Origin of the sequence: Bosea sp. (in: a-proteobacteria), from assembly GCA_023910605.1 — a bacterium.
Classification (GTDB): domain Bacteria; phylum Pseudomonadota; class Alphaproteobacteria; order Rhizobiales; family Beijerinckiaceae; genus Allobosea.
The window spans coordinates 988,547-1,013,142 of record JAAVVV010000001.1; the positions used below are offsets into that span (position 1 = coordinate 988,547).

Genomic DNA, 24,596 nt, shown 5'->3' on the forward strand with positions numbered 1-24,596 from the left:
CGCTCTTCCGGTTGTTGTTGTCGCGCCGCCAGCCGCGCGGGATGTCGTCGCAGGCGCGGATGCAGCGCGCATGCAGATTGGGGAACATGGCGCATTTGTCAATTGCAGGCCCCGGCACGACCGCCCATGCTGCGTGCATGGACAATTCCTCGACCACCGCCATCCGCGCCGTCGTCTTCGATGCCTACGGCACCCTGTTCGATGTCCATTCGGCGGTGGCGGCCCATGCCGCGCGGCTGGGGCAGCAAGCGGCTCCCGTGTCGGACCTCTGGCGCGTCAAGCAGCTCGAATACACCTGGACGCGTTCCCTCATCGGCCGCTATCGCGATTTCCGCGCGCTGACGGAGGAGGCGCTCGACTATGCGCTGGCGCGCTTCGGAATCATTGATCGGGCGCTGCGGGCCGACCTTTTGGCCGCCTACATGACGTTGGCGGCCTATCCGGACGTGCCGGTGGCGCTTTCGGGCCTGCGCGCGCTGGGCCTCAGCACCGCCATCCTGTCGAACGGCTCGCCCGACATGCTCGCCGCCGCCGTGACGGCCGCCGGGCTTGGTGATCGTCTCGATGCGGTGATTTCGGTGCATGAGATCGGCGCCTTCAAACCTCCGGCGGCGGCATACGAGCCGGTGCTGCGCCGGCTCGACGTCGTGGCCCGCGAGGTCGTCTTTGTCTCGTCGAACCGGTGGGACATCGCAGGCGCGGCTGCCTTCGGGTTCAGGCCGGTCTGGTGCAACCGGGCAAGGATGCCCGATGAGTATGCCGACCTTCCGCCCGTCGCGGCGATCACGGACCTTGGCGGACTGGCGGCCTGGGTGCAGGCGGCGCGCTCTGGCTGAGGGCCGCCGCCCGCGATGGGCTGCGCCCTGTCAGATCACGCCCACCAGCAAGGTGTAGAGCAGCATGGCGCCGATGACGCCGACCGCACGGATCGGCATGGCGAGCGGAGGCCTGCCGCCCCCCTGCATGGCCAGCGTCGCCATGTCGAAGGCGAACGAGACGGCGATCGGCCAGATGATGGGGGGAATGCTCGCATCGGCCAGCGCCGGGTTGCGGGCCACGTAGGCCGCAACGCCGACGCCTGTCGCGAGCATGAGCGCGAAGAACGCGTAATCGATTCGTCCGAGCTTGTCGGGCATGGACCCTCAGCCTTCCCTGGCAGTGACCTTTCCGAGCGCGGCCTGCGCTGCGGCCAGCCTGGCGATCGGCACGCGGTAGGGCGAGCACGAGACGTAATCGAGGCCGGCTTCCTCGCAAAATCCGATCGATGCCGGATCGCCGCCATGCTCCCCGCAGATGCCGAGCTTGATGTCGGGCCGCGTCTCGCGTCCTCGCTCGACGGCCAGCTTGACCAGCTCGCCCACGCCGTCGCGATCGATCGTGACGAACGGGTCGGCGGGCAGGATGCCCTTGGCCGTGTACGGGCCCAGGAAGGAGGCCGCATCGTCGCGGCTGATGCCGAGCGTGGTCTGGGTGAGGTCGTTGGTGCCGAAGGAGAAGAATTCGGCGGATGCGGCGATGTCCCTGGCGCGCAGCGCGGCGCGCGGCAGCTCGATCATCGTGCCGACCTGGTAGGTCAACTTGGCGCCCGTCTCGGCCTCGACGGCCTTCTCCATGGCGTCGATGCGGCCCCTCACGAGGTCCAGCTCGGGCTTGGTCATGACCAGTGGCACCATCACCTCGGGAACGACCGGGTGGCCGGTCTCCTTCGCGGCGATGATCGCCGCCTCGAAGATGGCCCGAGCCTGCATCTCGGCGATCTCGGGATAGGCGATGGCGAGGCGCACGCCGCGGAAGCCCAGCATCGGGTTGAACTCGTGCAGGTCTGCGGCCCGGCGCTTCAGCTTTTCGAGCGGAACGCCCATGGAGGAGGCCACCTCCTGCATTTCCGCCTCGGTATGGGGCAGGAACTCGTGCAGCGGCGGATCGAGCAGGCGGATCGTGACAGGCAGGCCCTGCATGATCTTGAACAGCTCGATGAAGTCCGCGCGCTGCATGGGCAGCAGCTTGGCCAGCGCCTTGCGCCGCCCCGCCTCATCATCCGCGAGGATCATCTCGCGAACTGCGACGATGCGGTCCCCCTCGAAGAACATGTGCTCGGTGCGACACAGGCCGATGCCTTCGGCGCCGAACTCGCGTGCGGTGCGGGCGTCCAGCGGCGTCTCGGCATTGGCGCGCACCTTCAGGCGCCGCACCTTGTCGGCCCACACCATCAGAGTCGCGAACTCGCCGGCCAGTTCCGGCTGCTGCATGCGGATTTCGCCGAGCATCACCTGGCCTGTGCCGCCGTCGATGGTGATGAAGTCGCCGGCCTTGATGGTGTGGCTGCCGACGGTGAAGGTTTTCCTGGCATAATCCACGCGGATCGTGCCCGCGCCGGAGACGCAAGGCTTGCCCATGCCGCGCGCCACCACGGCCGCATGGCTGGTCATGCCGCCACGGGTGGTGAGGATGCCCTCGGCGGCGTGCATGCCGTGGATGTCCTCAGGCGAGGTTTCCACGCGCACGAGGATGACCTTCCTGCCTGCCTTCTTGAGGGTCTCGGCCTCGTTGGAGGTGAAAACCACCTCGCCCGTGGCCGCGCCGGGGGAGGCTGGCAGGCCGGTGGCGATGATGCGCCGCTCGGCGCGCGGGTCGATGGTGGGGTGCAGGAGCTGGTCGAGCGAGCCGGGCTCGACGCGCAGGATAGCCTCTTCCCGCGTGACAAGGCCCTCATTGGCAAGCTCGACCGCGATGCGCAGCGCCGCCTTGGCCGTGCGCTTGCCCGAGCGTGTCTGCAGCATCCAGAGCTTCCCGTTCTCGACGGTGAACTCCATGTCCTGCATGTCGCGGTAATGCTTCTCCAGAATGCCGTAGATGCGGACAAGCTCCGCATAGGCTTCCGGCATCGCCAATTCCATCGAGGGCTTGTCGGAGCCTGCCAGCTTGCGGGCCCGCTCGGTGATGTCCTGCGGCGTGCGGATGCCCGCCACCACGTCCTCGCCCTGGGCGTTGATCAGGAACTCGCCGTAAAGCTCGCTTTCCCCGGTGGAGGGGTTGCGCGTGAAGGCGACGCCCGTGGCCGACGTGTCGCCCATGTTGCCGAACACCATCGACTGCACGTTGACGGCCGTGCCCCATGCGGCGGGGATGTTGTTGAGCTCGCGATACTTGATCGCGCGCGCATTCATCCACGAGCCGAACACCGCGCCCATCGCGCCCCAGAGCTGCTCGTGCGGATCCTGGGGGAAGTCGCGGCCCAGCTCCTTCTTCACGATCTGCTTGTATCTGCCGACCAGAACCTTCCAGTCCTCGGCCTTGAGGTCGGTGTCGAGCTGCACGCCCTTGCGGTCCTTGTAGTCCTCGAGCGTCTCCTCGAAATGATGATGGTCGCAGCCCAGCACCACATCAGAATACATGGTGATGAAGCGGCGATAGCTGTCATAGGCGAAGCGCTCGTCGCCCGCAGCGCGGGCCAGCGCCTCCACCGTGACATCGTTGAGGCCAAGATTGAGCACCGTGTCCATCATGCCCGGCATCGAGGCGCGCGCGCCCGAGCGCACCGACACCAGAAGCGGATTGGCGGGGTCGCCGAAGGCCTTGCCCGCGATGCGGCCCACTTCTGCCAGCGCGGCCTCGACCTGGCCCTTCAACTCGGGCGGATAGCTCTGGCCATTGTCATAGTAATAGACGCACACATCCGTCGGGACCGTGAAGCCGGGAGGAACGGGCAGGCCGAGATTGCACATCTCGGCCAGGTTGGCGCCCTTGCCACCCAGAAGATTCTTCATGCTGGACTGGCCCTCGGCCTTGCCGTCGCCAAAGGTGTAGACCCACTTCTTGCCGCTCATCAAAAGTCCTCGCCGATGGGGGCCGCGTCTGCGGCTTGGCCTCGCGTCGTATGATTGTCTCGCACTTGCGAAAAGACGCGCTTCTTGTGTCAAAATCCGGCACACATATCAATGCCGTCCTTTTGCCATCGCGGGCTCATGCCTCGGGACGACGCTTTGCGCGCGCGCCCTCAATCGCCAGCTTGGCCATGGGCGCCGTTGCGTCCGCCGTTGCGCTCATCGGAAGGCGCTGGGGCAGCCGCTGGGGGCCGCCGGGCCGCCTCCGGCCAGCGCAGCGGCCACGGCCTGATCCGGTCCATCAGATTCTCGACCAGCACCTCGTCCTCGCTGGCGAAGACCCGTCCCTTCACCGACACCCCGGCGTCGATGACCGTCTGCGGATCGCCCGAAACGAGCGGATGCCACCAGGGCAGGTCCTCGCCCGCCGCGAGCAGCCGGTAGGCGCAGGTGGGCGGCAGCCAGCGCAGGTCGCGCGCCGCCTGAGGAGTCAGCGTCACGCAGTCGGGCACCTTGCGGGCGCGGTTGGGGTAGTCCTTGCAGCGGCAGCTGGCCGCGTCGAACAGCTTGCAGCCGACATCGGTGGCGTGGATCTCGCCGCTGTCCTCGTCCTCGAGCTTGATCAGGCAGCACCGGCCGCAGCCATCGCACAGGCTTTCCCATTCGGCCCGGCTCATCTGGTCAAGTGTCCTGGTCGTCCAGAAGGGCGCTTCATTCATGGGCAGCCGATCTCCAGCTTGCGTTCAGGGTCCACGACGTCACGCGCCCCCTGGCTCGCGGATATGCGCCAGTCCTGGCTGTTTTGATAGGGGGCGCGTCTGACAGGGGGGGCGGTGCGTTCATGTAGCGCGCAAAATCAAATGGCAGCGCGCGCACGATCAAACTGCAGCAACTCGAAAATCGCGCGCATGCTCCGAAACATCAGTTTCGGATGATGATCTCGCGGGCTGTGGTCCGGTTGCCGGCCCCCACGGTGTAGGTCAGCTCCGCCGTCTCGATCGTGGCCCAGGCGAACATCTCCCGCAGATCCGGGACATCGTTCACGGTCATGATGAAGCGCCCTTTCAGGTGCCTTAAAGCCGCCTCGAGCGCCGCGAAGTCCGGCCGGCCAAACAGCTCCTTCCCGTAATAGTGCTCGGAGCCCCAGTAGGGCGGATCGAGGAAGAACAGCGCGCCGGGCCGATCGTACCGCTTGATGAAATCCGCATAGGGCAGACATTCGATCCAGACGCCCGAAAGCCGCTCATGGGCTGCCTCGAGCAGAGGAGCAAGGCGCGCCACGTCGAAGCGGCCAGGCCCGCGCGTGTCGACGCCGAACGTTCGGCCGGCGACCTTGCCGCCGAAGGTCAGCCTCTGGATCTGCAGGAAGCGCGCGGCCCGCTCCAGATCCGTCATCGTCGCCGGGTCGGTCGCCATCAGCCGTTCGAAGTCCGCCCGGCTCGACAGCCGCCATTTCAGCATGTCGAGGAACGGCTCGTAGTGTCGCTGAAGGATCCGGAAAAAGGTCGCCACGTCGCGGCTGAGGTCGTTGATCGCCTCGGCCCTTGGCCTCTGGTCGCGGCGGAAGAACACGCCGCCCATGCCCACGAACGGTTCGAAGTAGCCGTCATGCGGCGTCGTTCCGATCGCGGCCACAAGGCGTTTCGCCAGCTGGCGCTTGCCGCCGACATAGCCAGCCACCGGGCTGATGGGTCTCACAGGTTCCAGCATTGCTCTCGCTCCACGAATCACGGCCCTTGCAGCCGCTGCCCTCGGGCAGCCGGCGGGCGATGTTTCGTGAGATGCCATCGGGCGGGGTTTGTGCTTGCCGGCTTTGGCCCCGCTGCCGCTTTCGGGCGGCCCCGTCGTTCCCTTGCTACTCGTCCTTCCGGCCGCTCTCCGGCGCCTTGACCTCGATCTCGGTGGTGTAGCCGCCGCTGGGGCCGGCCTTGAAGCTGTGGGTCACGGTCGCCGTCACCCATTCCCCGGCGAGGCTGGGGGAGAAGCCCAACGCCAGCGCCTTCTGCCCGGCGCCCGCGGCAGGGTTGCCGTAGAGCGTGAAGCTCGCTTCGCCGGTGCCCCTGTTGAGCTTGCCCACCTGCGCCTCGCCGGCGCGCCTAGCGGCCTTCTCGTCGGGATAGGGCTCGCGGATGGTGAAGTCCGGCCCCTTGCGCTCGGTCGGCGTCTTGACCGTCCGTTGCTTGCCCGTGGCGGGATCGGTCCAGTAGGTCACCACCTGGCCGTATTCCATGCGGCCAACGGGCTTGCCGCTCCACTCCGAACAGTCCGAGCGGCGGATGACGAGCTCGGGCAGGTCCTGCCCGGATGCACTCTTGCCGGAGCCGCGTTTCTGCACGATCAGCTTGCCGCCCGCCGGCTTGACGATGCCGCCAATCTCGTCCGCCAGCCGCGTCAGGAAATCGAGCCGCGAGGCGTTCCAGCGCACACGCCAGTCGAAGCGTTGGGATGCCAGCTCGGGCGCCACCACGGCCTCGAGCCCCATGGCCTTGGCCTCCTCGTCGACGATCTCCCTGAAGGTCTTGTCCTCATAGGCCTTCTGGCCGGCCGCCTTGGCGTCCTTGCGCAGGTCCTCGGCATGGGCCTCGATTGTCAGCGTCTGGCCCCGGTCGACGCTGCCTTGCTCGGTGACGTTCTCGACCTTGAACCGCCCCTTGTCGACGAGCCCCGTCTCCAGATAACCCATCTGGCAGGTGATCACCGCCCCCTTGCGCGGCCGCTCGATCTGGTTGTCCGCGTCATCGAGCTCGATCGTCAGCCGGTCGACCTCGTCCCCTTCATTATCGACCAGCGTGGCGCTGATCAGCAGCGAGTAGAACCCGGCCGAGACCGGCTTGCCGTCGACCAGGACGATGATGATGGGCCTCCGGCCGGCGAGGAACTCGCTGCCTGCGCCGCCCAGCAACCCGTTCGCGAGCGTGACCGGATAGAACATCTCAGTCCCACAGCTTCACGGTGCGGATCACGGCCGGGCCCGCGCTCGCTTCCGGCGCTGTGACCACGCGGCCGAGTTCCAGCCGGTGCCCGGCCCGCGCCAGCACGGCCGCGAGGCCGGGGTTGAGGCGCAGCGTCTCCTCGACCGCGCCGCCTGCGTCCGAGCCGGTCGCCGCCAACGCCAGCTGGTCGACCATCATCCCCTCGCGGGTCACCGTCACGCGCTGCGTCATCAGAACAGCCCTCCCGACGCGCCGCCACCGGCAGAACCCAGCTCGATCGAGAAGGCCGTCTTGCGGCCGATCCCGTCGGGCCCGATCATTTCGTGGGTGTCGCCGATGGTCAGGATCACCATCGCCCCGATCACGCTGCCGAAGGCCGCGCCCGAGCCCCACCCAATGACGTCGACCACGGCGCCGCTGCGCGCCAGGGCCGCCAGCGCAAGCCAGTCCTCGTGCCCGCCGAACTCCCCGTCGAAATAGAGCCCCTCGATCTTCAGCTTGCCCGAGCCGGGCGAGGTGAACTGCCGCGCCGGCGCCGCGCCGAAGCGCTGGATCTCCGGGTGGCTCACCGTCACCTCGCGCTCGATCTTCTGGAGCGTCAGCGGCGCGATGCGAAAGACGTAAGGGCCAAGGGCGAGGAGGGCGAGGCTCATTCAGCGTTGCCCCCATCCGTCAGCGAGCGCCGAACCGTATTAAGGGAGGTGCCTCTGGCCCGTGCCAATCCCGCCATTGAGCCTGATGCAAGCTCGTTGATCGCCGCCATGACGTCGGGCACGCTCTCACGGATGCCGTTTGCAAATCCGGTTCCCACCTGTCTGCCAGCGGCGGTCCCATCTACAGCGTCAAGCCGCGCCTTGACCGCGTCGCCGACACCCGCAGCGGCACCCTCTGCTTCGGTCTGGCCCTGCCGCATGCCGCTGCTGAAGCGCTCCATCATCGTCATCCCTGCTTCGCCGAGATCGATCGTGAAGGCATCCTTGATGGCCTGCCCGCCGCCAAGGCCGAAAGAGCCGATCGCCCGCCCCGTGCTCCTGCCACCAGTTCCAGTGTTGTCCCTCGCACCTCCCACGCCAAAGTTCGCGCCAGGCACCTGCGCCAGCGGAACAATCTCCTGCATTGTGGCCCGGAGCCTGCGCTCCACGGCGCTGGCGTCGGCTGAGAAGTTTCCGCGATCCACCCTGCCGGCCGCCTCCTTCGCTGCCGCCCTCAGTTCGCGCACCTGTTCGGCAAGGTCGGCAGCGCGTGTCTCGAGCGCGAGGCGCTCGCCACGGTCCTGTCGACCGCGCTCTTCCTGGTCGGCTGGCCTGCGAGGGTCGATCTTGCGGCCTTCCAAACGATCGACTTCAGCATTCAGCTCCGCCAGCCGCCTGACTGAGAAGGCGAGCTGCTCTTCTGTCGCGCCTCCTTGGCGGCGAACGGCGATCGACGACGCGAGCTTGTCGCGTTCCGAATACGCTTCGTTGGCTCGCAACCGATTGTCCGAGGCGACATTGCGCCTGTCTTCCTTTCGGCCCGCCACCATCTGGTCGACGCGCGCCCGAAAGCGCCGGTCGCGGACGTAGCGTTCCCGAGCCTCCGCCGTCATTGGCTGATCCTGCTCGATCTTGTCAGCGGCCGTGCTGACGGCCGTCTCCTCAGCCTTCTTGCCTGCAGCCCGCTCATCGAGCGCGTTCATGCCGGCGATCACCCGTTCGATCGCCTCGTTGATGCCAGGCAAGGCCCATCGTCCGAGCCTGTCGCCGACCTCTCCGGACAGCGCCTTGAGGCGCTCCAGATGGCTCGCGGTCGTGGCCAGTTCGATGTTGAGGTTGCGCTCGGCCGATCCTGTCCATTTCGATGGATCACGCAGCATCTCGAGGTTCTTGCGGACCTCAGCGATGGAGCCCTTGGTCCGCAGCATTTCGTCGAACCATTCCTGACCGAAGATCTTCACAGCGGCCTTGACCGGGTCCTTGGCCCTGTCGAGCGCGGTGAACAGCTCCGTCAACGCGCCGGTGGCATCGGTCTTCATCCTCTGAGCCATGGTCTTGGCGTTGAGCCCCAGCATCTCGAGGCCTTCGCTGACCTTCTTGGTCTCGTCGGCGGTCGCCATCTTGGACACGAGTGCGTTGAAGCCGCGGGCGCCCACTTCGGGCTGAATGCCGATCGAGCGCATCGCCGTGAGGAAAGCCAATGAGGTGTCCTCGGACACGCCCGCTTCCCTTGCCGCCGCGATCGAGCGCCCCGACATCTCCAGAATGTCACGTTCCTTGGCGGCCGAGCTGTCACCCAGCGCGTTGACCTTGTCGACATAGTCGCCAAGCTCGGCAAGGTTCTTGCCCGTCGATGACCTGACCTCGAAGAGCTTCTGCGCCGCTTCCCGGATCGGCATATCCCAGGCAACGCCAGCCTTGGTGGCGAGGCGTGTGAAGCCAGCCAGATCCTTGAAGGCGGTGCCCGCAGCCCCTGCCTCGGCCACCACGGCCGCCACGTTCTCGCGGCTCTGCCCAAGCGCGATCGACATGGAAACGATGTCACGCTCAAGCTTTGTGAAGGTCTCGCCCTCCGGCAGATCGACCTTCTTCTTCACCTCCGCCATGGCCTTCTCGAAGGAGATGCTTTGACCCACCGTCGCGCGCGTCGCTGTGTAGGCTCCGAAAGCCCCCACGAGAGGCAACATCGCACTGCGCCCGGCCATGGCAAGCGCCCCGCCCATGCCGGCGCCGGCCGATGCTCCGCCCATGCCGCTCGCGGCCAGCGCAGCCGCCGTGCGCTTCGCCTGCTGCTCGGTGGCCTTCAGATCATCTCGCAGGGGCTTGGCGCCGCGCGTTCGGCCCAGCCTGTCGGCCGCCACGCCCACCTCGCGCACCGCGCCGGCCGCCCGTCGGCCGTCGCTGCCCAGCAGCAGCATGTCGCGCTTGAGCCGCTCGGCTCCGCCCTTGGCCTTGAGCCTGTCGGCTTCGGCGCCAACGTCGCGCACCGCGCCGGCTGCTTTCCGGCCGTCGCTGCCCAGCAGCAGCATGTCGCGCTTGAGCCGCTCGGCTCCGCCCTTGGCCTTGAGCCTGTCGGCTTCGGCGCCAACCTTCTTCAGCCCGTCGCGCGCATCGGCGGCGGGTCCCTTCATCCGGTTGACCAGGTCGAGGATCAGCTTGACGCGCAGATTGCTCATGGCTCAGCCCCCGGCTGTGAGGTCGCAGAATTCGCCGTGCCAGAACCACAGCTCGGGCAGCGTCATCGCCAGGATCGCCGGCAGGGGCGTGTGAGCCGCCCTGGCGAGGTCCGCCGCGATCAGCGGGACCCGAGCCAGCCCCTTCCGGTGGGGCGCTAGCGCGGGGCCGCCAAATCTTCGGCCGCCATGTCCTCGGCCGCCTCGTCCTCCGCCGCGACGAGGCCGGCCGGCAAGAAAGGGCGCAGCAGCTCGGCGATCGCCGCTCCATCCACCGCGCTGAGGCCGGCGAAGACATCAGGGTGAAGGCTGCAAGCCATGGCGCGGGCGCGGAGCGAAAGGCTGTCCTCGCTGTCGTCTTCCATCACCAGCCGCGCCATCTCGCCGACCGTGATGGCGCGGCCTTGCACGCGCTCGAGCGCCGCTCCGTCGACTGTGACGGGCAGCTTCAGGACATAGGTGAAGCCCCATGCGTCTGGATCGGCCGGGACCACGACGGGCCCTTGCCTTGGCGGGCGTGCCGCCGGGCCGCGCATCATCTCCGCGGCAGCGGCGACAGGCTGGAGGTCATCGATCGCCATCGCGCCCTCAGACGTTCAGGCCGATGGTCTGGGCGATCTGGCCCTGGATGCCGCCGGCGTCCAGCCAGCCGCCCAGCATCAGGTCGTAGCGCGCCAGCACCTGTCCGCCCGCGCGCAGCACGTAGCGGCTCACGGACTTGATGGCGTATTCGGTGCCCGGCATGCCGCCGCCCTCGAACTTCTCGATGTCGGCGGTCGACATGCGGCCGATCACCGTGGCCTCGAGCTGGATGACGCGGTTGGCCGACGTCAGCGCCATCTCGTCCACCAGCGCGCCCAGCAGCGTGTAGGTGCGCCGCTCGCCATAACCGATGGCGAACTGCCTGATGAGGTCCGGCTGCAGCCCCTTGGTGGTGAAGGCGAGCTCGATCGCCTCGGTGGTGTTCATCAGCTCGATGGCGCCGCGCACGCCGGCGAAGGTGACGCTCTCGCCCGTCTCGGCCGGCAGCGGCACCTTGGCGCCGGTCAGCGGCAGGCCGACATTGAGTCCGTCCGCGAAGATGTTCGCCGCGCGGATCGGCAGGAAGGCGAGCGAAGCCATGGTTCATGTCCTTTTCAAGAGCGGTTGAAGCCGGGCTCGCGCCCCTATGCCGCCGAGGTTTCAGCCGTTGAGGTTGACGCCGTAGATCAGCCGGGTGCGGCCCGTGGTCAGCTGCTGGACCGCCTTGCTGATCGCGAGGCCGACCTCGTCGTAATAATCGGGGTTGCGGCTGGCGCGGAACTGCAGGTCATGCAGCGGCGCATAGGGCTCGCGGTCATAGTCGATCGTGAGCTGGCCGGAGACGAAGTTGGCCGAGGAGTTTGCGGCCGGTTCGTAAGAGACCGTGCCCCTGATGATCCAGCCGCGCTCGGTCGCGTCCGACAGGAACTGGTCGAGGCTGTTCACGATCGCCACCGCGAGCGGCACGTTGAGGTTGTTGGCCGGCGCCCAGCGGAAGGCCTTCACCACCGCACTGTCGATCGCGTCCTCGGTCCGTACGACGTTCACGAACCGGTAGAGCGGATCGTTCGAGCAGGTGTCGTTGCCCCACAGCACCCCGTTCTCGATGATGGTGGCGATGTTCTGGTTGTTGAGCCAGTTCGCTTCGCTGTCGGGGTCGCCGTCATAGTAGGGAACCGGCCGCGCCACGCCGACGATGCCGCCCATCGACTGGTTGGAGGGCGAGACGTGCGGGCCTCCGACGGCCTTGTCGCGCCGCACGAACAGGCCAGCCACCCGGCCCGACGCGGGCTGCGTCACCGGGTTGCCGCCCGTGCCCGAGACGCGCACATGCGGATCAACCATATAGAGCCGCTTCTGGTTGGCGAAATCGGCCCTGGAGGTCTGGGCAGCCTCCTTGGTCGTGTTTGGCCCATCCTTGATGACAATGCCTCGGTGGCGTGCCGAGATCGTTAGCAGCTCGGCAACCACCGGGTTGGCCGCGTTTCCCAGCCTCTGACTGGTGAAGCCCGGCGCAATGTAGAGCTTGGCCTTCTTCGTCGGCACCTTGAAGGCGTGAGCGCCGGTGAGAACTCCGCCGCTTCCGACCATGTTGGCAATGGTCGCCTCGATCGCGGCCTGCCCCGTGCCGGCGCCGGGTTCGACGCGCACGATCTGCAGCTCGGCCGAGCCGAAGGTCTCATCCGCCTGGTCGTCGATCGCGTCCCAGACAGCGTCGACATTGCCGCCCGTCCCCAGCGCGGCGCGCGCCACCGCGTCGGCGGTGAACACGGTCACAGCGGTGTTGAGCGGATACCTGGAGGCATCGGCGACCGGGGCCACGACGAGCGCGCCGATGGTCGAGTAATCCTCGGTGGCGATGGGCCGGGCCTTCTGCGGTCCCTGGAAGACGCGCGTGCCATGGAAGCGTTCGGCGAGGGACATGGGCAGGCTCCGGTGAAGGCTTGACGGATGGCTTGTGTGCCGTCACCGTGCCTCAGAACCCGATGCAGCCGGCGCGGTGAACCGGTTCACCGCCGCGTGCCGTGCCCTTCCCCTCAGTCGAACAGATAACCGCTTCCCGCGAAGCTGCCGGCGCTGGCGACAGGCATGGCGGCGATGTCGAGGCCTGGGGCCGCGTGGGTCACGGCTGCGCGCCAGGGCGTCGGACCGGCGGGGCGCAGGTACTGAAGCCGAAAGCTCGGCCGAGCGCGCAGCGCGGAGGCAACGGCGTCATCATCGATCGCGAGACCAAGCCATGTCCCGGAAGCGGGGGCGGTGCCACGGACGGGCTCGCCCGTCGCGGGGTCGATCATGTCCAGTGCAGGAGCCAGCATCCGCACGTCGGAGATCATGACGGCGAGCCCTCCCGAGCCCCAGACAGTGGCAGGAACGGGCAGCCCGTCCTCGCCAGCCGGCCAGGGAAAAGCGGCGACGGCGGACGCCAGATCCTCGAACTGGTGAAGCTGGTCGATCATGCTCAACCTCCGTACGTGGCGCGCGTCGCCAGCGCCTGGAGCTCGGCGTTTGGCACGCGCCGCGGCAGGACGATCACCCGCTCGATGTCGCCGTTCCAGGCGCTGCCGCCGCCCGGGTTCTGTGCTCCGATCTGGAGCGTGCTGGTGGTGCTCCCGTCGGCCGGCGTCGAGCTGTTGATGACGGTGCCTCCGTTCGCAGATGCGGCCGTGCCGGCCGCGTCCGTGGTGTAGGCGGCGCAGAACAGCGTGTTGTCTGAAAGGATGCCGAGGTTCTGGGATGCCGCGCCAAGGCCACCCGCCGCGAGCGTCCTGTCCGGGAACCTGATGATGCGGGGCCCGAGGCTTGGGCTGTTGTGCCGGACGAGCTCCTGGTTCTCGACCGACCCGGTGAACGCGGCGGAACGGCCCATCACGATCATGGTGTGGGCGACAGGCAATGGCAGTGGCGCAGCCAGGCTCTCGATCGCCCGCGCGATCGGACCGGCTCCTGTGATGATCGGGCTGGTGGGGACGTCAGTCACCTGCGGCATCCAGATGTGAAAGACCCAGACTGCGCTGGGGTTGCCGACGAGATTGAAATCGACCCACTGCTGCGCGCCAGCGATCGCGCCCGTGAACGACACCCAGCGCCACTCGCCGGGTACAAGCTGCGAGATGCTGTTGCCGCTCGTGGTCGCGCCGTCGCCGACATCGACGGACAAGAGCGTGAGACCTGTCATCGCGACCGGCCGGATGAAGGCCCCAACCGCATAGACCGCGCCATTGACGAGGCCGCTGCATGGCACGCGGAAGTGACCTGAACCGGACGCCCCGCCATAGGTTGCGCGGGCGGCGCGCAGGGTTCCGTCCGGAGCCGCCTCCGCGTTCAGCGCGATGGCATGCGTGGCTGCCCCGCCCACGAAGGTGTTGGAGCCCGACAATGTCTGGTTGTTGAGCGCCCTGTTCATCGCCCCGGTCTCGATGCGCAGGCCGCGTGCTGCATCCCGCCGCTGCGCGTTGTCTGCGAAGGGAGCGAGCAGCGCGGACCTGTCGGGCGTCAGCAGCAGGCCCGAACTCGCGCGGACGAAGGTGAAGGGTGCAAGGTCCGGGATCACGCCCCGCCGAGAGTGTGGCGCCCGTCCCGAAAGTTGAAGTCGAGGATGCTGTCGGCCCGCGCCCATGAGGGCCTGATGAAGCTGCGGCCCGTCGTGGCGACAATCATCGCGACCGTGCCGGAGCCAGCGCGCCGGAGGCGATGCGCCGAGGCGGCCGTTGTCACCACCAGGGCGGCGTCACCCGGCCCGGACCGGCGCGTGCGCACCGCTTGCCCCGTCGTCGTCATCGCCATCGCGGCGGTTCCAGCGCCGCTAATGCGGCGGCGCCTGGCCTCGCCCGCCGTCGTCAGGCTGATGAGAGCCGCCCCGCCCATCCGGATCGCGTCCGGCGCGTCGGTCACGCCGCGCAGCCTGAAGATGACGAGCGCGTGCTCGCCGGCGATGGAGCGGGGGCGGCCAAGCGCGCTCATGACAGGACGCTCATGGGTCGATCCCCTCGATCGTGACCGGAAGTGACGAGATGCGCCGCCCCATGCTGGTGGTGAAGCGCAGGCGCAGGCGGTTCAGCGCGCCACGGCCGAGCAGCTCGGTCTCGGCCTCCGTCAGCGTGACGACGCCGTGGCGGGACTGGGCCGCGCCGGGAGCGGCCGGCGGCGGAGCGGGGTTCTCGATGGTGATGCCGGCTCCGGCCGTCAGTGTCAGCGCCAGCTCGCGGCCGACATGCAGCTGGGCCGTCAGCTCGCCGGCCGACAAGTTGACGATCGCGCCGCCTGCCGTGAGCAGGAAGGGCAGCGTCAGCTCATCGCCCCGGCACACCTGGATGGCCATGGGGTCAGTCCAGCGAGGCTGTGATGTCGCCGGCGCGCACCACCAGCGTGTCCGTGTCGGCGATCAGCCGCGGGGTCTGGAACGATCCCTTGATGCGCATCGTCCCGCCCGCCTGCGCGGACATGATGGCCCAATGGCTGATCGTGCCCCAGGCGGCCCCGTTGGCGGCCGGGAAGGTGATGTCGGCCGCATTCGAGGCCGAGCCGGAGACGGGCGCGGTGAAGGCCACGGCCTGCCGCTGATAGCCCGCCCCGGCGATCTCGGTGGCGGTCGATCCCGCCTCACCGGGATCTCCCGTGAACAGGGCGAGCCAGTTGGCGGCCGGCATTGCCAGCGGGGCTGAGCCCAGCGCATGGGCAAGCAGCGCATTCTCGAAGTCGTTGGTGGCAGACATGGGTCAGTCTCCGTTGGGGTGATCAGGGCGCGGGCGGCCAGTGCCTGTCGTCGGCCGGATCGGCAGGCAGTTCGGCCTCGAGCTCGTTCGAGCGGGCGCGGACCGCCTTGGTCCAGTCCCAGAGCGCGCGCTGCCGCGCGAGCTCGGCCTGCAGCTCGGCGGGCCAGCCGGCGGGGTCAGGACCATGGTCCATGCTGGCGTTGAGCCCGAGCGCGAGCGCGTTGGACTGGGCGTGGGCCGGGAAGCGCGCCAGGATGCGCCGGCCGGCCTCCGCCTTGATCGCCGCGAGCAGCGCTCCCGGAGCGGGCGCAGGAGGCGGGGGGTGCGCCCAACCCTTGCCCTTGCGCACCATCCCGACCTCGGCGCCCGGCTCGTGGATCACGAAGCCTGCCCCTGGAAAGAAGTCATCGGGGCTCGATGGTCGGTCCCGATAAGAGGGCGGAACATCGACGACTTCAGCCACCGCGCCACGCTCGTCCAAACGCATGATCTTCAGCATATCGCTTTCCTTAAAACTCAATCACGACACGCCCCGGAGCGCCATTGCCGCCGGAGCCGCCCAAAGCCGCGCCGTTGCCTCCATCCCCCGGGTTCGCGCCCGGAGCGCCGTTGGTTAAGATGGCGGTGACCTGATCGCGGCCCTGCGCACCGTCAGCGCTGTCGCCGCCGCGCGCCAACAGGTAGTTTCCGCCGCCCACTTGGTAAGCGACGTTGCCGCCTGACCCGGTGCGCTGCGGCGCGGTGAAGCCCAAGGCTGTCCCCCCGGCGCTGGTGGACGTCATCACGGCGCCGTTGGCCGCGAAGCCCGGTCCGCCTCCAGTAGCGGAGAGGCGGCCGGAGATGGACGACGAGCCTCCGGCTGTGCCGCCTGTGGGGCTCGGACCCCCGACACCGCCAGAGCCCGGAGAACCGACAATGATCGTGATCACCTCGCCAGGTGTGCAAGTGTAATCGCCTACACCTTGGCCGCCACCGGCGCCGGAGCTTGAATACGACAGCGCGGCCGTGGCCGTGCCCCCGCCGCCGCCCCCGCCGCCCTTGGCCAGGCCGCGGAAGCTGTAAACTCCGGGCGGGACCGTCCAGTAATAGGTACCCGGTGTGTCGTAGGTGAGCCGACCTCCGCCGAAACGCTGCGTGAGGCCGGCGAGCTGGCAGGCCGCGCCGTCATACATCAGCCGCGCGATGAGGCCCGCGCCAAGATCGCCGGGCGAGAGTGGTGCGCCGCCCGGGCGGAGGATTGACCTCGTGCCGCTGAGCCCCGCGATGGCCAGCGTCGCCGCGCCGGTGTTGGTGGCGGTGAGCTTGATGTTGAGAGGGACGCCCTCCAAGGCCGCCCAACTGGCGGGCGCGGGGTCGAGAGTGATGCCGATCGCATTGGCCGTGCCGCTGGCCGTGCGGTAGTTCAGGCTTTGGTCGCGGACGAACACTGGATCGGCGAACCCTACCGCCGCCGCTGACATCACGCCTGAAACCCAGCTTAGGCCGGATCTCCGAAGAAACCGGCTCGCGCTCAGCACCGTTGCGGAGTTGTCGCAGACCAGATGCCCCTCAGGCGCGGTGGCAAGGCTCCAAACACCCACCCACTGCGCCAGCCGTCCCGCGAAGCCTGTCCACGCCCCGGTCGGCGCGGCGCCGATCACGTAGGTGGCTCCGATCGCGGGCGATGCCGGCGGCGCGTTGAGCACTCCGTCGATCGCCATCCAGAACGGGCGGACATGCCGCCCGAGGATGATCTGTGCCTGCGGGTCGATGACCACGGTGATCGCGGAGGGGTTGGAGACGGCCAGCTTGAGGCGGAAGGTTGCGACGGCGGCTTGACCAGAAGACGGCGGCGGCTTGTATCCGCCGCTCATCCGCGCAACGCCGATCATCGTGCCAGCAGACGAGAACAGCCCGCATTCCCAGACGTTGAAGCCGTGCGACGGCCGGGAACTGGCATCGGGCGTGTCCGCCGGCAGGATGGCGTCGACAATGATCTCGTTGGCCATCACCGCGACTGAGGCGATGGTGGCCCTGTAGCGCTCGTTGACCAGTGCGGTCTGCCCCACGACCGGCGTGTAGGGCACGCCGCTGGCGTCGCCAAAAGCGACATGGCTGAGAACAAGGTTTGTCCCGCCGCCGAGGTCAGCCGCAATGGCCGACTGGCCTGCGCTGGTGATGAGCAATCCGGTTGTCATGCGTGCGTCCCGATTTCGGTGAGCGTTTCGTCTAGGAACCCGATGCCAATCGTCAGGCCGGCATCAGCGTTTTCGCCCTGGTAGCTGTAGGGCGAGATCTCGGTGATCGTTTCGTCAAGGATGCCGGCGCCAAACACGATGCTGCCCGGCGCCCGCGGGCCGATGCCGATAAACACCGCCCTGCTCTTGGGCTTGGACGTCATCACCAGCGGCCGGATGCGGTGCGAAAGAGCGAGGATCTCTCCAAGCTCGGCCTCGACATGGACCGTCGCCGTCCCGCGCCGTCCGGGCGGCGATTGCTCGAACCATTCCGTGATCTCGTAGGCGCGGCCCGACAACGCGATGATGCTTTCCACAGCCGAGCGCGTGCCCTTGCGGCGATGATAGTCCGGGCTGTCGGCGATCGCCTGCCGCTTCTGGATTTCGGACCAGGCGTCGTCCCACCAGTCGACCGAGAGCGCCCAGGCGAGCCATGGCAGCAAGGGGGCCGGGCAGCGCCAGGCGTCCCAGATCGCCTCGATCACAGCCGGGTCGATCGCGTCGAGCCGCGACGACAGCCGCGTGAGCTCGCGCTCGAGGTCGGTCGCGTTCGGCGGGGCGAGGTCGAGATCCGCGATCATCAGCCGACCCACCCGACAGGCGCTGCCGTGACGTTGACGGTGAGCGCGCCAAGCGTCGGCGCGTTGAAAAGGTGCTGGATGACGCCTGCGGCCGGCACGGTGAAGCCAGGCAGGCCGACGCCGGCCAGCAGCGCGTCCGTGTAGCTCGCATGGGGCGGGTTGATGTCGGAGCCGACCACGTCAGCGTCGAGCACGTTGGGATCGCCGCCCATCGCGACGCCGGCCAGCGTCTCGACCGTGAAGGTCCGGCCGATCAGCCAGACCGGCCCGGTCTCGTCTTCCCCCGCCCAGCGCAGCCGGCCGAGGCAGAAGCCGCGCAAACGCTGTTCGGCCTGAGCTCTGACGATGGCCGCCGAGACCCCGGAGCGGACACGCAGGTTGACCGTGAGGTCGAAGGGCAGCGGCACGGCCGCCTCCACCGTGACGAGGTCGCCCATCGGCCGAAGGTCGGCGCGCCGAAGCCGGGCGAGCACGTCGGCCCGCATCTGGGCGGCCGCGCCGGGTCCGACCCCGGCCTTGGGCAGCGTCACGACCCGCACCTGCGGAGCGAGGCACACGGCCTCGTCTTCCGAGTAAGGAGCGATGTCGAGCAGGTCGGCGGAGGCCGACAGACCCCAGAACACGTAGGCGCCGACCGGCCCCGCCGTCGACCAGCTCTCGGGCGCGATGGCGAGCCGCTGGCGATAGGTCTCGTCATCCTCGCCAGCCAGGCGCGGCGTGCGGTAATAGGTGGCGCCGACATGGTCGAGCGCCCGACCGGCCGCGCCGGCCAGCGTGAGAGAGCGCAGCGCGTCGTTGACCCGGGCGCGCAGGATCATCTCGCGGTAGCTGCCGACCTCAAGGATGATCGATGACGGATCGCTTTCAAGGAACAGCGTGTCGAAGGCCGGCAGCTCCGGCCGCGCCAGCCTCCGTGCGGCCCAGCGTGCCGACAGCTCGGCCCTGTCGCGCGCAAGATAGGTCTCGAAGCTGAGGCTCTCGAGCACGTCCGAGACGGGGTAGGCTGCAAGGTCGATGGGCGTGAAGCGGCTCATGCTGCGGCCTCGATCCTGAAGCCGGCATCATTGGCTGCGAGGCGCGCAGCGCGCGTCTCCCCGGCGCTGTAGTCGCCCAGATGACCGCGCGGGAAATACTGCCCCTCGATCTCGAATAGGGCCACGCCGTCGGCGCCGATGCGCGTGGCCGCGATCTTCGACAGCCGGAAGCCCGGCTCCCAGAGCCTCAGTGCCTCCGCGATGGCCGCATAGAGCCTGAGCAGGGTCGCGGGATCCGGGTTGAGGTCCTGCAGCTCGCGCACCTGGGCGCCGAACCGCCGCCGCATGACGCGCCAGCCGATGCGCGTCGTCAGGATGACCGCGATCGACTGGGCGCAATGCTCCCAGCCGGCCAGCAGCCGCCCTGTCGCGCGATCCATGCCGGCGCGCGCCATCTCAGCTGCGCGCCTTCTGGGCGGGCTGCTTCGGCTCGGGCGCGCTGGCCTCGGCCGCCTCGGCCGGGCGGATGGTGCCGGCGAGCAGCTCGTACTTCGCCTGCGCCTCCGTCAGCGAGACGGTGCGGCTGTCCGGCACGCGCTGGCCAGCCACCCAGAGGGCGTCGGGATCCAGCACGGCATAGTCACGCTTCTTGTCGGGGCTCATCTTGTCTCTCCTGTTCAGACGGGCGGGCCGGGTGGCCCGGGCGGCGCGGTGACATGGCCGTGGCTGTCGCCGACGTTCTTGGCGTTGTGCTTGAGCTCGGCTCCGTCGATCTGGACGAGCGGGGCAGCGATGGTGATCGCGCCTTGCGTGATGGTGATGCTCGCTTCGCCGACCGCGAGCCGGGCGAAGCCGTCGCGGATCTCGAGCCTCGCATTGCCGATCGCCACCACCTCTCCATCCGCCTCGGCCGTGCCGGGCGATGGATCGTCGTCGGTGTCGACCCAGGGCATGACGGCCGAGCGCGGCCCCAGCCGGCCGGACGGGCTGACCACAAGCACAGCCTCCCCGATGCCGAACTTGGAGAACCGGGAGACGCCGCCGTTGCGCTTGCCCGTGTTGGCGGGAACCTTCAGCCAGGGCGAGATGATCGGCTGGCCCTTTTCGTCCTGGCCGATCTCGACCTTGAGCTTCGCGCCCTGGCGCTCATGAACCACGGCCTCGACCAGCGTCTCGTCGCGGCGCTGGCGCGCGCCCTCGATCGCCTTCCACAGCTTGCGGATTTCGCGCGCGACCTCGCTCATGGCGCGTCCTCCGGGGGGAGCGTCTCGCCGCCCACCGTGATGCTGACCGGGCGCGGATCGACGATCACGCCGGCCGACATGGCGGCTTCGGGCTGGCCAGCATGCACGTCGAGCAGGCACCACTTGGCTTCGACCAGCCCGATCGCCATGGCCTTCTTCGAGGTGGCGTCGGACACCGCGACCAGCTCGTCGCCGATCTCGGCCGCCGAGATGCGGCCAAGCCCCATGTAGGGGTCTGCGGCGATCGCGCCGGTCACCTGTTCCATCAGGTCGAGCACGGCGGCGTCGGCCGAGGACAGCGCGGGCGTGGCGCGGCCTGTCCGGCGCGCGATCAGGATGACGGCGACCGAGACGTCGCGGTCGAGCCGGCCGCTGGTCTGACGCTTCGGCGCGCCGCGCAGGTAGCAGACCCGGGCCGCCGGCGTCCTCGTGCTCTCCTCGAGCAGATCCTTGAGCTCGTAGCGGTCGAGTTCGACGCGCACGTCGGCGAACAGCATCCCCTCCGGCCCGGGCAGGCCGGCCAGCATGTCGGCCACGGCGTTGAGCAGATCGAGGACGCGGCTCATCCCAGCATCCTTCTGAGATAGGCCACCACGCTGCGCGACGCCTCGGCCCGGTTCTCGGCTGAAAGGCCAAGATAGGGGCGCGCCGGCATCGTCACCTTCTGCGTGACCACCAGACGTCCACCGAGCATGAAGACGAGGGCCGATGCGGTCTTGGGCCGGATCTCGCCGCCGAACTGGTGGATGGCGGCGTAGGTCAGGCTCGATCCGACCATGAGGCTGTCGGCCGAGGCGCGGTAATCGATCGACCGGGCGAGCGCGCCCGACCGGTTGAGGATCGGGTTCCTCATCTCGATCGTGTCGCGCCAGCCTGCGCCGCCCGGGCTGGGACCGCCGCCCAGGATGCGCTCGACCGTCTGCTCGCGGATAAGCCGGCCGAGGCCCGTCAGCAGCTTTTCGCCCTGGAGCGGGTTGAGCCTGCCGAGAGCGGTGTCGGCATCCGTGAAGCCGAGCTTCGTGAGGTTGATGGTGAAGCTCATAATCCGCTCCTCCGGTCACGCCGGGGAGCGGAGGAGAACTGCGCGCCGCCTTCGGAGCCGGCCATGTTCTCGGCGCCCGCGACCGTGCCCGAGCCGGGAGAGGCCTCGAGCTCGTCGAGATCCGCCTTGCCGGCGGCGAGGTCCTTGAGGAAATCGAGCTGCACCCTCGCGCGCTTGGCGATCTCCTCGCTCAATCGGTCGGAAGACGGCGCCAGCTTCCAGCAGGCCAGATCGATGCAGGCATCGCGGATCGCGGCCGGCACCACCGCGAGCGGCAGCTGGTAGCGCTTGCGCAGGTAAGGGTCGATCATGCCCTTGGCCGAGGCCAGCGCGCGCGCCACGGCCACGTCCAGGTCGACGTCGGCCGGCACGAGGGTTTCAAGGTGCCCCGCCCCGTAGATCGCTTCGATGTCGGCGAGCGTGGCGTAGGTCATCAGGCCCTCTTCAAGGCAACTTCAGGATCGGGCGGAGGGCGGGCTGAGCCCCTATGCTCGTGGCATTCCGAAACGGTGCTGGGGGCCTTAGCTAAGCCGTACCAGACCCTCCTCTGGGGTATTTCGTCAGGCGGCCGGCGCCGGCTCTTCTTCCGCGGCCTTCCCGGGCCGCAGCACCAGCATCGCGTCGCTTTCGATGGCGTCCTGCTGCTCTCGGGTCAGCTCGCCGGCCGCGATCGTCACCGGCACGGGGCCGAAGGAGAGGCCGGCGCGGCGGCGCGGACCGGACGGGCAGCTGATCTCGACCATCGGCCCGACGGCTTTCATCTGCACTGTCTCGGGCTGCGCAGTCGTGGTCTGGGAAACCGCGGCGTCGGGGGCAGCGGCGTCGGGCTTCTTCTTGTTTGCGTCGGCCATCGCGGCCTCCTGGGTAGGGGTTGCTCTCGCTGCAGCCCTCCGGTGGTCCGGAGGGCTGTGTGCGAAGGCACGCCCGCTCAGGGCAGCCAGGGCGCGACCATGATCTCGACGCGCTGCCAGTTGACGTTGTCCTCGCCATTGGCGAGGCGCTGCAGCTTCACCACCCGCTCGGCCGCGAGCTGGTTGGAGGTGCCGACGAGGAGCACGTTCGGCGTGATCGCGAGCGGCTCGCCGCCATCCTTCTTGAAGCCCGTCATGGCGAAGTAGGCAGCCTCGAAGTTGGCGGCGTTGAGGGTGGCCCTGGAGCCGAACGCCGTCTGCCAGAAGCCGAAGCCGGCCGTGTTGCGGCTGTCGGCCCCGTAGATGAACTCGTCCCGCATGAACACGTTCTGGTCGTCGGGGTTGTCGAGCGCGTTGAAGCGCGGCTTCTGCCGCTCCTGGAAGATGAGCGGCTTGATCGCCTTCCTCGTGTCGAGCAGATACCAGGGCGTGCCGCCGCCGGCCTGCATGTTGCTGACCGACTGGGTGACGCCGTTCGCGTCGATCACCGGATGGTCGGTGTCGAAGAAGAACTGCCCGTCGAAGCAGTTGGTCGAGAAGCCGTTGCCGATCGTCTTGAACACGAGCTCGTCCGGCTGGCGCGCGGCGGCGTCGCCGAGCATGGTCATCAGCGGCGCATAGATGCCGTAGCGATCATCCGCGATCTTGGACCCCTCGACCGAGACCGTGTCCTCCCACTTCTCGTTCACGAGCCGGTAGGCATCGGCCTTGACGTTGTTGATCTGCCGTTCGCCGATCCACTTCCGCATGCCCGGGATCTGGCTGAGCCAGGGGTAGAGCTCCTCGGAGGTGGTTGAGGTGACCAGCGTGGCGATGCGGTCCCACATCGGCGCGACGCCGGCGAGGCCTGTCTGGAAGTTGGCGCGGTAGCCGGTGATCAGCATCCGGAGGTTGGCGCTGTTGATGATCATGGAGGGGTCCTCTGGATGCTCATGAGGCGAGCGTTGAAGGGCTGTTGAAGGGAGGTCAGATGATCTCGACCCAGACGCCGGCCGGCTCGACGCCGCGGACCTTGCCGGCCACGGAGCGGGTGCCCGTGCCGTTGGTGCGGGCAACCGCGTCGTCGTCGGCGATGAAGCAGTCCTTGCCCAGGTCGGCAGCGAGGACCGGATCGCCGGCGAGGTTCCGGAACAGGAAGGTGCCGACATCAAACTCGCCGGTGACGGCGTCGGCCGCACCAGCGCTGTTGTCGAAGGTCTCGCGGGCCCGGCCGAGCGGGATCAGGTTGAGCGCGACCGCGCCGGGCACGGCCTTGCCCGCCGCATTGAGCACGCCGAGCGCACCCTTGAAGATGCGTGTGGTGGCCGCGAGCGGCGCGGTGCGGATGTCTGTGCCCTTGGCGGGGGTATCGCGCTCGGTGGAGAGGGGCATGGTCGTCGTCCTGTGATGAGGGGCGGGTTGGTTTCAGATGCCGGCCGCGCCGGCGTCAGGCGGCGGCCTTCCGGTAGGCCGCCTCGTCGATGCCGAGGGTGCTGCACAGCGCCTTTTCCTCGGTGGTGAGGGCGCCAGCCGTGCTGGCGGGGTCGGTCTTCGGCTCCGGGTCTGCGCCAGGCGTGAGCACAGCCGGCATGGCCTCGATCGCGGCCTTGGTGGCGTCAAAGCTGTTCAGCGCCAGCGCGACATAGGCCTCGCGCGCCGCGGGGGCGATTTTCCCGGCCTTGACCGCGTCGTCCACCAGGCTGCCGGCGCGGGCCTTGCGGTCGGCTTCGGCGATGGCGTCGAGTTCGGCCCGGGCCTTGTTGAGCGCCGCAAGCGTTTCGTCATGCTGGGCCTTGGGCACGAAGCGCGTGACGTCGCTCTGGGCATTGAGGGCCTTGTCGTGCTCCACCTTCAGCGCATTGCAGGCGGAGACGATCTCGGCGTCGCTGGCATCGGGCTTCAGGCCGAGCAGCTTGATCAGCAGTTCCTTCACGGGATCCTCCTTGGAAGGCATGGTCGATGGCGCGGCGCGGTTCAGCGCCTTGAGGTCGAGATTGGGGCGGTGCGTGAGCCCGGCAGAGGCGATGGCGGCGACCTCCATCGGGTCGGTCTCGCGCCGGTAGAGCAGGACCGGAGATATGAAGCGCCACTCGCGCGCAGCGATGGAATTGGCGGCGCGGGCCGACCAGTCGACGCGGCCCCAGATGGCGCCATCGCGGACCTCGAGCTCCTCGATCCACCCGGCCGCCGGCGTGTCGTCGCCCGGCGAGCGCAGCTCGAAATCGTGCTCATAGTCGATCACGAGCGGCAGCATCGGCCGCGTCATGGCGACGATGGCTTCGGGGTCGGACACGTGGAAGCGGCGCTTGTCGCGGCCGACGACCAGACGTCCGGCCGGATAGAGCATGATCCAGTCGGGGGCTCCGCCGGCGGCATTGAGCGCGACCGCGCGGCCGGCCGCCTGGGGCATGTCGGCCGCGGCGGAGCAAAGGGCACGCTGGAGGGCTGTGTTGCGAAGCATGCCCCACAGTGGCGGGGTAGCCGGGGCTGCGGCGCGGTGAACCGGTTCACCG

Annotated in this window: 31 protein-coding genes; 1 reads left to right on the forward strand and 30 read right to left on the reverse strand. The window is 68.6% G+C overall.

The features are described from left to right. Positions 1-137 precede the first annotated feature (137 nt). A complete protein-coding gene (locus tag HEQ16_04895) occupies positions 138-836 on the forward strand; it encodes a haloacid dehalogenase type II (GenBank protein MCO4053380.1) in 699 nt (232 codons plus the stop codon). Positions 837-866: 30 nt separating this feature from the next. Here HEQ16_04895 and HEQ16_04900 read toward each other — a convergent pair whose 3' ends face one another. The 30 genes from HEQ16_04900 to HEQ16_05045 all read right to left on the reverse strand — a co-directional run bounded on the left by HEQ16_04900 (position 867) and on the right by HEQ16_05045 (position 24,544). Continuing rightward, positions 867-1,136, reverse strand: coding sequence for a hypothetical protein (locus HEQ16_04900; protein MCO4053381.1), 270 nt, complete (start codon positions 1,134-1,136; stop codon positions 867-869). A gap of 6 nt (positions 1,137-1,142) precedes the next feature. After that, complete coding sequence (locus HEQ16_04905; protein MCO4053382.1) at positions 1,143-3,827, reverse strand: pyruvate, phosphate dikinase; 2,685 nt, start codon at positions 3,825-3,827, stop codon at positions 1,143-1,145. 170 nt (positions 3,828-3,997) lie between these two features. After that, positions 3,998-4,543, reverse strand: coding sequence for a YcgN family cysteine cluster protein (locus HEQ16_04910; protein ID MCO4053383.1), 546 nt, complete (start codon positions 4,541-4,543; stop codon positions 3,998-4,000). Between the two features lie 202 nt (positions 4,544-4,745). Further along, a complete protein-coding gene (locus tag HEQ16_04915; protein MCO4053384.1) occupies positions 4,746-5,534 on the reverse strand; it encodes a DNA adenine methylase in 789 nt (262 codons plus the stop codon). 145 nt (positions 5,535-5,679) lie between these two features. Beyond that, on the reverse strand, positions 5,680-6,756 hold the full coding sequence (locus tag HEQ16_04920) for a hypothetical protein (GenBank protein ID MCO4053385.1): 1,077 nt from the start codon (positions 6,754-6,756) through the stop codon (positions 5,680-5,682). Position 6,757: 1 nt separating this feature from the next. Continuing rightward, on the reverse strand, positions 6,758-6,988 hold the full coding sequence (locus HEQ16_04925) for a hypothetical protein (GenBank protein MCO4053386.1): 231 nt from the start codon (positions 6,986-6,988) through the stop codon (positions 6,758-6,760). After that, complete coding sequence (locus tag HEQ16_04930) at positions 6,988-7,410, reverse strand: phage tail protein (GenBank protein ID MCO4053387.1); 423 nt, start codon at positions 7,408-7,410, stop codon at positions 6,988-6,990. Before HEQ16_04930 ends, HEQ16_04925 begins: the two co-directional genes overlap by 1 nt. Next, positions 7,407-9,905 (reverse strand): phage tail tape measure protein, encoded by a 2,499-nt coding sequence (locus tag HEQ16_04935; protein MCO4053388.1) that lies wholly within the window; start codon positions 9,903-9,905, stop codon positions 7,407-7,409. Before HEQ16_04935 ends, HEQ16_04930 begins: the two co-directional genes overlap by 4 nt. Positions 9,906-10,060: 155 nt before the next feature. Next, positions 10,061-10,483, reverse strand: a complete 423-nt coding sequence (locus HEQ16_04940) for a hypothetical protein (GenBank protein ID MCO4053389.1) — start codon at positions 10,481-10,483, stop codon at positions 10,061-10,063. A 7-nt stretch (positions 10,484-10,490) separates the two neighbouring features. Beyond that, positions 10,491-11,024, reverse strand: a complete 534-nt coding sequence (locus HEQ16_04945; GenBank protein ID MCO4053390.1) for a hypothetical protein — start codon at positions 11,022-11,024, stop codon at positions 10,491-10,493. Positions 11,025-11,084: 60 nt separating this feature from the next. After that, positions 11,085-12,347: a phage tail protein gene (locus HEQ16_04950; GenBank protein ID MCO4053391.1), complete on the reverse strand. Its 1,263-nt coding sequence runs from the start codon at positions 12,345-12,347 to the stop codon at positions 11,085-11,087. A 113-nt stretch (positions 12,348-12,460) separates the two neighbouring features. After that, complete coding sequence (locus HEQ16_04955; protein ID MCO4053392.1) at positions 12,461-12,880, reverse strand: hypothetical protein; 420 nt, start codon at positions 12,878-12,880, stop codon at positions 12,461-12,463. Positions 12,881-12,882: 2 nt separating this feature from the next. Then, the gene (locus HEQ16_04960; protein ID MCO4053393.1) at positions 12,883-13,974 is read right to left on the reverse strand and encodes a hypothetical protein; all 1,092 of its coding nucleotides are present in this window, start codon (positions 13,972-13,974) and stop codon (positions 12,883-12,885) included. After that, positions 13,971-14,384, reverse strand: coding sequence for a hypothetical protein (locus HEQ16_04965; protein ID MCO4053394.1), 414 nt, complete (start codon positions 14,382-14,384; stop codon positions 13,971-13,973). The genes HEQ16_04960 and HEQ16_04965 overlap by 4 nt, the downstream gene beginning before the upstream one ends. 10 nt (positions 14,385-14,394) lie before the next feature. Beyond that, entirely contained in the window at positions 14,395-14,742 is a 348-nt protein-coding gene (locus HEQ16_04970) for a hypothetical protein (protein MCO4053395.1), read from the reverse strand. Between the two features lie 4 nt (positions 14,743-14,746). Next, positions 14,747-15,136: a hypothetical protein gene (locus tag HEQ16_04975; GenBank protein MCO4053396.1), complete on the reverse strand. Its 390-nt coding sequence runs from the start codon at positions 15,134-15,136 to the stop codon at positions 14,747-14,749. A gap of 22 nt (positions 15,137-15,158) precedes the next feature. Next, positions 15,159-15,635 carry a hypothetical protein gene (locus HEQ16_04980; protein MCO4053397.1) on the reverse strand — a complete coding sequence of 159 codons (477 nt, stop codon included), beginning with the start codon at positions 15,633-15,635 and terminating at the stop codon, positions 15,159-15,161. 10 nt (positions 15,636-15,645) lie between these two features. Beyond that, positions 15,646-17,313: a DUF2793 domain-containing protein gene (locus tag HEQ16_04985; protein MCO4053398.1), complete on the reverse strand. Its 1,668-nt coding sequence runs from the start codon at positions 17,311-17,313 to the stop codon at positions 15,646-15,648. Beyond that, positions 17,310-17,933, reverse strand: a complete 624-nt coding sequence (locus HEQ16_04990) for a phage tail protein I (GenBank protein ID MCO4053399.1) — start codon at positions 17,931-17,933, stop codon at positions 17,310-17,312. The genes HEQ16_04985 and HEQ16_04990 overlap by 4 nt, the downstream gene beginning before the upstream one ends. Continuing rightward, a complete protein-coding gene (locus tag HEQ16_04995; GenBank protein ID MCO4053400.1) occupies positions 17,933-18,967 on the reverse strand; it encodes a hypothetical protein in 1,035 nt (344 codons plus the stop codon). The genes HEQ16_04990 and HEQ16_04995 overlap by 1 nt, the downstream gene beginning before the upstream one ends. After that, positions 18,964-19,362 carry a baseplate assembly protein gene (locus tag HEQ16_05000; GenBank protein MCO4053401.1) on the reverse strand — a complete coding sequence of 133 codons (399 nt, stop codon included), beginning with the start codon at positions 19,360-19,362 and terminating at the stop codon, positions 18,964-18,966. Before HEQ16_05000 ends, HEQ16_04995 begins: the two co-directional genes overlap by 4 nt. Position 19,363: 1 nt before the next feature. Beyond that, the gene (locus HEQ16_05005) at positions 19,364-19,570 is read right to left on the reverse strand and encodes a hypothetical protein (GenBank protein ID MCO4053402.1); all 207 of its coding nucleotides are present in this window, start codon (positions 19,568-19,570) and stop codon (positions 19,364-19,366) included. Between the two features lie 14 nt (positions 19,571-19,584). Then, positions 19,585-20,151, reverse strand: a complete 567-nt coding sequence (locus tag HEQ16_05010) for a hypothetical protein (GenBank protein ID MCO4053403.1) — start codon at positions 20,149-20,151, stop codon at positions 19,585-19,587. Continuing rightward, on the reverse strand, positions 20,148-20,717 hold the full coding sequence (locus tag HEQ16_05015) for a hypothetical protein (GenBank protein ID MCO4053404.1): 570 nt from the start codon (positions 20,715-20,717) through the stop codon (positions 20,148-20,150). The genes HEQ16_05010 and HEQ16_05015 overlap by 4 nt, the downstream gene beginning before the upstream one ends. After that, positions 20,714-21,193 carry a virion morphogenesis protein gene (locus tag HEQ16_05020; GenBank protein MCO4053405.1) on the reverse strand — a complete coding sequence of 160 codons (480 nt, stop codon included), beginning with the start codon at positions 21,191-21,193 and terminating at the stop codon, positions 20,714-20,716. Before HEQ16_05020 ends, HEQ16_05015 begins: the two co-directional genes overlap by 4 nt. Further along, entirely contained in the window at positions 21,190-21,627 is a 438-nt protein-coding gene (locus HEQ16_05025; protein MCO4053406.1) for a DUF1320 domain-containing protein, read from the reverse strand. The genes HEQ16_05020 and HEQ16_05025 overlap by 4 nt, the downstream gene beginning before the upstream one ends. A gap of 126 nt (positions 21,628-21,753) precedes the next feature. Continuing rightward, positions 21,754-22,044: a hypothetical protein gene (locus HEQ16_05030; GenBank protein ID MCO4053407.1), complete on the reverse strand. Its 291-nt coding sequence runs from the start codon at positions 22,042-22,044 to the stop codon at positions 21,754-21,756. A 77-nt stretch (positions 22,045-22,121) separates the two neighbouring features. Next, positions 22,122-23,015 (reverse strand): hypothetical protein, encoded by an 894-nt coding sequence (locus tag HEQ16_05035; protein MCO4053408.1) that lies wholly within the window; start codon positions 23,013-23,015, stop codon positions 22,122-22,124. Positions 23,016-23,070: 55 nt separating this feature from the next. After that, the gene (locus HEQ16_05040; GenBank protein MCO4053409.1) at positions 23,071-23,475 is read right to left on the reverse strand and encodes a hypothetical protein; all 405 of its coding nucleotides are present in this window, start codon (positions 23,473-23,475) and stop codon (positions 23,071-23,073) included. Positions 23,476-23,530: 55 nt separating this feature from the next. Continuing rightward, positions 23,531-24,544, reverse strand: a complete 1,014-nt coding sequence (locus HEQ16_05045) for a hypothetical protein (protein ID MCO4053410.1) — start codon at positions 24,542-24,544, stop codon at positions 23,531-23,533. Positions 24,545-24,596: the final 52 nt, after the last annotated feature.